Here is a 5214-nt window from a genome sequence, read left to right as displayed (position 1 = left end):
TGATTAGACGTGAGATAAATATAGGGGGTACCGTAAGATAAATGGGACTTTATGGTACGTGATGGGAAGAGACAAACAAAAGGTTATGTAATTCATTTACAGTATATGAAAATTAAGGGGGACGATGCCCCCCACTCATTCAGTAACCAAACAACGCCCATTTTAGTAGTGCATCTGCATCATTCTTCAAACTTCCAAGGTCTTTTCCTGGTGAAATTGTTGCCGCTACACCAAGCGCATTAAGTCGAAGCTGTGCCTGATGGAATCGACTCTCTTGCTGTAGGCCCAGAATTTCATTTTTATTCGCGACAGCATAACGCTGAATGGCTGACTTCGATACGCTGTAACCTTTATCGGCTAACCAGAGCGAGAGCCATTCATAACCGGTGAAGTTTGTGCGCGATAATTCGCTATGAAGCTCGGCACGAACATCCTCTGGCAGTTTATCAATATTGCTTGGTCTGGCCATCTGTCCTCCTATAAATAGCTTAGCTATTTTCCACCTTCTCTGAATCAGAGTCACCATCAAACAGTTTGCCCTGCATCCGATCCAATTCTTCTTTTTTGACCCGCTTCACCACGCTGTAAACCCACTGTAGTGAAACACCAAATTTGCGGGCCAGTTCATGATGGTTGCGCCCGTCGAACTCCTGGAAGATTTCCCGATCGCGCTTGCTCACCTTCCAGACCATGCCCATCGGAAAATAGACGTTTTGCCCGCCCCAGACCTGCATCATGCGGTTTGCGACAGCCTGACCAATCTGGTCGGCAACTACGGGTTCGATTTCAATAATCTCGCGGACGGTCTCAGAAGTGTGCTGTGCCAGTTCCACCAACAGTTCCGGCCCTTTACTACGAAACTGATTCAGGTCGTCGCTCATTGCTTCACCCCCGCAGCCCTGCGCTGCCACTTCTTCAGTTTCTCAATTACGCTACTTGCCTGCTCATTGCTGAGCCAGCGTAACGCGCTGATGCCCGTTTCCCGTTTAACCCAAAGCGTCAGCGCCTGCTCTGAACTGTCACGGATGACACCTGCCGCAGCCATTTCAAGCCATAGCGCACGGATTTTCTTTGACTGCGGATGGCTATCCAGCGGTAAACCGGACCTGGCTTTCCCGGCAGGCTTAATTCGAAAGCCTTTCTTTTTCATGGATTCCAGCACGCGGTTTAGCTGTGGGGTATCCATCCCTTTGGTTGAGGCTATACCGGTCAGACCCTGTAGCATCTGGCGGTAGGTGTCCTCATCCATCTGGAGGTCGCTGCGGGCAATATGAATGAGTTGAATAAGACGCTGCTTAGTCATCATCGCCACTCCTTTTACCTGCGCCACCGATATAGTCGACATATAAAGGAAGCGCGACAGGCCAGCACAGGAACATAACGGCCCAACTGATCCAGTGTCCGGCGCCGCTGTAACGTGAGTAAAACCCTGAACGGCGGTGCAGTTCAGCAGTACACCACCCCACGAAACCATACCAGAACAGGGCACATACAATTGATTCAGCCATCATAATGAATCCCACCCCAGTTAATATGAATGTTACGGGCTGTAGTAACCGGATCGTTATTCCACCATGCACCTGACATGTAATTTTTAACCTGCTCTCGTCCAGCAATAACGCCAATTTGAATGCCGGGCCTTACGTTCTTAAAAAAAGCGCGAGCAAAAAGATATTTAGCAGCTGTACGACAAGGGTTCGGTGCTTTCTTCTTACGCGATAACATCATCTTTCAGCCTTCAGTTTATGCTGCTCCTGCCCGCCAACGGGCTGATGCAGGCGGACGTTTTCCCCTTCTCTGTAACCGATGTGGCGGGACATGTCTGCGTCACGTGACTTCCCGGCCCCACGGCCCGTAGTTGTGCCTGAGTCAGGGTATTTTTGTTCAAGCCAGAGGCTTGCCAGCTCCCGTTCTTCGCGGGACATAGCAAATAAATGAACCTCGCTGCGCACGGCCAGAACCCAGCCTTCGGCAAACTTGTCACCACGGCTGGTCTTGGTCGTGTTTTTGATCCTTTTATTCTGCTGTCGAATATAGTTTTTACGGGCCATGATTAATTGTCTGGCCAGTACCTCCCATGTATATGAGGCCAGTTCAACCCGGTCTTTATTACCGTAAAAGCCAACGCTGGGTTTATAGCCGGAGTGAATAATAGACTTAACGCCAAATGCCACCTGGATAATGTCCAGCAGACCCAGCATGTAACGCGGCGGATTAACGCTACCTGCAGCCCAGTAGTTACTGACGCTTTCATCAATATCGCTGAGTGCGAGGTCAGCCTGGGTGATGTTATAGGCCTGCATCAGCTTCTGGGCGCGTTGTAGGGCCAGTGCAGCTTCATGGGGGTTGTCAGATTTAGCCAGCGCCAGCAGCTTTTTTAACTTCTCCAGCAGCTTTTCATTATTCTGCGGCATAAGTCACCTCCAGGCGTTCGGCAAGGCGTTCCAGCTTTTTCTGCTTATGAAAATCAATCATCAGGCCCATCCCGTTGAGGCGGAACTGTTCAATCATGATTTCAACGTCAGCCAGTTCGCCAGCCAGATCAACTTCACTGCCCAGTCCGTTCATGTTGCGGGCGGCAGCAGCGGCCAGCTCGGCGGCTTCTTCCATCAGCTTCAGCGCCTGTGCTTCAGGGCCAAAGGTTTTCAGGGCCAGATTGTATATAGTGGAGCGGTTATATAATTTCATGCCTTTCATTTTTTTGCCTCGCAGGGGATGAACTCCATGGCCGGAACTTCGGTGTAGTAATGCTGGCTGCAGTGAGGGCATACCAGCGTGATGAGGACGGCTGGCACACGGTACTTACCGGAGGTAATGACGCTGGCGTCGCTGAACTTCAGGGTGGTGATACCTTTCTGGCAGTTGGTACATTTGATGGACATGTTTTATTCCTTAATGCTGTTTTCGGCGTGCAGAAACCCACAGCGCTGACGCCGAAATAAAAAGAAATTGAATTAAAATTAAATGGCAGCGATATCTAACGGGATATTAATTAGCTTCCCGTGTTTATCTTTCTCCCGGAAATTAATATAGGTTTTGGACATTGCCACTTGCAGTGATTCCGATATAGCCTCCATTGCCCGGTTCCAGCGCTCGTCCTGAATCTTGACGCGGCGCAGGGAAAGAATACGTCCGGTATTAAGCTGGCCCTCTTTGTCCACCTGAAAAGCATCGCTGATGATGGCCCGCAGGTTGGCGTTCGCGCCTTCCGACCACTCGGTGACGCACTCGTCTATCAGGTCTTTGGCAATCTGCAGCTCTGGCCCGAAGGTCAGGGTTTCCTGCACGCGGATGGTGATCTGCTGAGCACCGTCGAAGCTGCTGAAGGTCACGTTGCCTTTGGCACCGCCGCGTGTTCTGCCGTACTTCTCGGCCACAAGGTCAAGCCAGGCATAGCACTCGTCAAAGGCACGACGCTTGAAGTCGCTGAGTTCATCGCGTTTAACCTTCGCGGCGGCAACCTGTTCTTTAACGAAAGAATCCATCGCAAGGTCATAGTCAGACACCTGGTCAACCGGCACCAGACGCCCCTTACGGTCTTTCATGTAGTCTTCTTTATTTACTTCGCTCATCTCTGTTCACCTTGTGGTTAATGTAACGACTCTGACCAGGTAATACGGCAGCCATGCAGTTCAAAGACGCCCTGACGGAAGCGCCCTGAGCCGTCATGACCAACATGGGTATAACTCGCTTTGCCCTGCTCCAGCAGGCGGGCACAGTGGCCGTTGCGGGCGATACGGATAACCGGCTTACTGCCAGCAATCATGACGCTCTGCACGGTAGTGTTCATGGCGTTGAGCGCCATAATGGCGGACTGCACCTTGTTCATCTGCTGGTTGATATCGGCGATGGATTTCATGATTAAACCCCTTTGACGACGTCGGCGTTGACCTGCGGAACCCCGATTTCAGCAGCCAGATTCATGGCGGCTATCACCAGGTTACTGACGGCCAGCGGATACAGCAGGCTGACCATGCTTTTACGGTTGCTACCCAGATTGCTCAGGCGGGCACGGATGGCTTCCACTGCACTGGCGTCCATGATGTCGGCCAGCTGCTTACCGGCACGTTGCAGTTTGAACGTCAGAAACTCTTCGAGGCTGTTGTCCAGCGGCAGCAGTTCAACCACCTCGCAGCGCTGGACGACCTCACGGACTTCCATGTTGCGTTCGGACAGTTTGTCCGCCAGCTCAGGCTGGCCAATCAGCACGATGGACAGCAGCTTTTTGAAGCCGGACTCCAGTTCGAAGAAGCGTTTGAGGTGTTTCAGCGTCGGGATGGGCAGACTGTGGGCCTCCTCAATCACCAGAACGTGGCTGAAACCCGCCTGGCTGCTGTCCTTCAGGACGCGGTGCAACTGGCGGAAACGGGCGTCCTGGCTGCGTTTGATACTCTCCAGCGGCGCGATGGTGCTGATGATGGCCTCGGCGATAGCTGCCGCCTTCAGGGTTTTGCCCTTCACGTCGTTGTCTTCCATGGCGATGATGTATGGCTCGATAACAATCACCGGCGCGTTCTCGCGGTTGACGCGTTCAATCAGGTCGCGGCGCAGCGTGGATTTACCCGCACCGGACTCGCCGATAACCGCCAGAAAGCCACCGTGGCGGGCGGTCTGGAACAGCGCCTCACGCACGTAGCGGATATCCGGCGTGGTGAACACATCGTCCGCGCCCTGCATGGCTTCATCGGCGAACGGGTCACGGAAAAGGCCAAACGCTTTTTTGGTTGCTGGAAATAACACCTGCTTTTTGAGTAACATGTTCTCTTCCTCACTGAGGTTGGTTTTATCGGTAGTACCCGCTGTACGGGGCGTGACAGCGCCCTGTGCAGCATCAAAACTTTTCGCCGCATCAATCCCCTGACTTTCCAGATATAACGCCAGACGCTGGCGTACATCTTCGGGGCTGGTGCGTGGCCACTCGTTATGGTTCACAATCTGGGCCAGCGTGGCCTCGGAAACGGCAACGGCTCTTGCCACCACCGCCTGCGGGATGCGGGCCTCTTTCAGTTGTTGCTTCAGTACCAGCATGCCTTCCTCCTCAGTTACCGTTAACGATGCTGATAACGCTGTTGCGGGCCGGAGTGGTCAGGGTGGCCATGACCTCATCCAGCGCGGCTTCCGGTACGCCGTCCGGGTACTGCGCCGTTAACTGGCGGTAATGTTCCGGCGTCCAGGTATGGCCGTTAGCGCTGAACTTCTCGCGCAGGGCTTTCG

General features: G+C 53.0%; 11 protein-coding genes. All 11 read right to left on the bottom strand.

All coding sequences use genetic code 11. The annotated features are described in order from the left end of the window. Nucleotides 1-139: 139 nt before the first annotated feature. Nucleotides 140-469, bottom strand: coding sequence for a phage protein Gp27 family protein (locus GJV78_RS22245; RefSeq protein ID WP_023304082.1), 330 nt, complete (start codon nt 467-469; stop codon nt 140-142). A 19-nt stretch (nt 470-488) separates the two neighbouring features. Beyond that, the gene (locus GJV78_RS22240) at nt 489-881 is read right to left on the bottom strand and encodes a Mor transcription activator family protein (RefSeq protein WP_155110247.1); all 393 of its coding nucleotides are present in this window, start codon (nt 879-881) and stop codon (nt 489-491) included. Further along, nucleotides 878-1303, bottom strand: a complete 426-nt coding sequence (locus tag GJV78_RS22235; protein ID WP_181599841.1) for a gp16 family protein — start codon at nt 1301-1303, stop codon at nt 878-880. The genes GJV78_RS22240 and GJV78_RS22235 overlap by 4 nt, the downstream gene beginning before the upstream one ends. Continuing rightward, nucleotides 1296-1511: a hypothetical protein gene (locus GJV78_RS23850; protein WP_050101243.1), complete on the bottom strand. Its 216-nt coding sequence runs from the start codon at nt 1509-1511 to the stop codon at nt 1296-1298. Before GJV78_RS23850 ends, GJV78_RS22235 begins: the two co-directional genes overlap by 8 nt. Further along, on the bottom strand, nt 1501-1728 hold the full coding sequence (locus GJV78_RS22230) for a hypothetical protein (protein WP_057060307.1): 228 nt from the start codon (nt 1726-1728) through the stop codon (nt 1501-1503). The genes GJV78_RS23850 and GJV78_RS22230 overlap by 11 nt, the downstream gene beginning before the upstream one ends. Continuing rightward, nucleotides 1725-2414 (bottom strand): DUF2786 domain-containing protein, encoded by a 690-nt coding sequence (locus tag GJV78_RS22225; RefSeq protein WP_064783930.1) that lies wholly within the window; start codon nt 2412-2414, stop codon nt 1725-1727. Before GJV78_RS22225 ends, GJV78_RS22230 begins: the two co-directional genes overlap by 4 nt. Next, nucleotides 2401-2697, bottom strand: a complete 297-nt coding sequence (locus GJV78_RS22220) for a nucleoside triphosphate pyrophosphohydrolase family protein (RefSeq protein ID WP_155110246.1) — start codon at nt 2695-2697, stop codon at nt 2401-2403. The genes GJV78_RS22225 and GJV78_RS22220 overlap by 14 nt, the downstream gene beginning before the upstream one ends. Then, nucleotides 2694-2882: a hypothetical protein gene (locus tag GJV78_RS22215; protein ID WP_020803515.1), complete on the bottom strand. Its 189-nt coding sequence runs from the start codon at nt 2880-2882 to the stop codon at nt 2694-2696. Before GJV78_RS22215 ends, GJV78_RS22220 begins: the two co-directional genes overlap by 4 nt. Nucleotides 2883-2960: 78 nt before the next feature. After that, entirely contained in the window at nt 2961-3572 is a 612-nt protein-coding gene (locus tag GJV78_RS22210) for a DUF3164 family protein (RefSeq protein WP_006118595.1), read from the bottom strand. Nucleotides 3573-3589: 17 nt separating this feature from the next. Then, nucleotides 3590-3859, bottom strand: coding sequence for a hypothetical protein (locus tag GJV78_RS22205; RefSeq protein ID WP_000835317.1), 270 nt, complete (start codon nt 3857-3859; stop codon nt 3590-3592). Nucleotides 3860-3861: 2 nt separating this feature from the next. Beyond that, nucleotides 3862-5028, bottom strand: a complete 1167-nt coding sequence (locus tag GJV78_RS22200; RefSeq protein WP_155110245.1) for an ExeA family protein — start codon at nt 5026-5028, stop codon at nt 3862-3864. Nucleotides 5029-5214: the final 186 nt, after the last annotated feature.

The organism is Intestinirhabdus alba (assembly GCF_009711095.1).
Lineage (GTDB): Bacteria > Pseudomonadota > Gammaproteobacteria > Enterobacterales > Enterobacteriaceae > Intestinirhabdus > Intestinirhabdus alba.
Note: the sequence above shows the minus strand (reverse complement) of the source record. Positions and strands in the feature narration are given on the sequence as shown.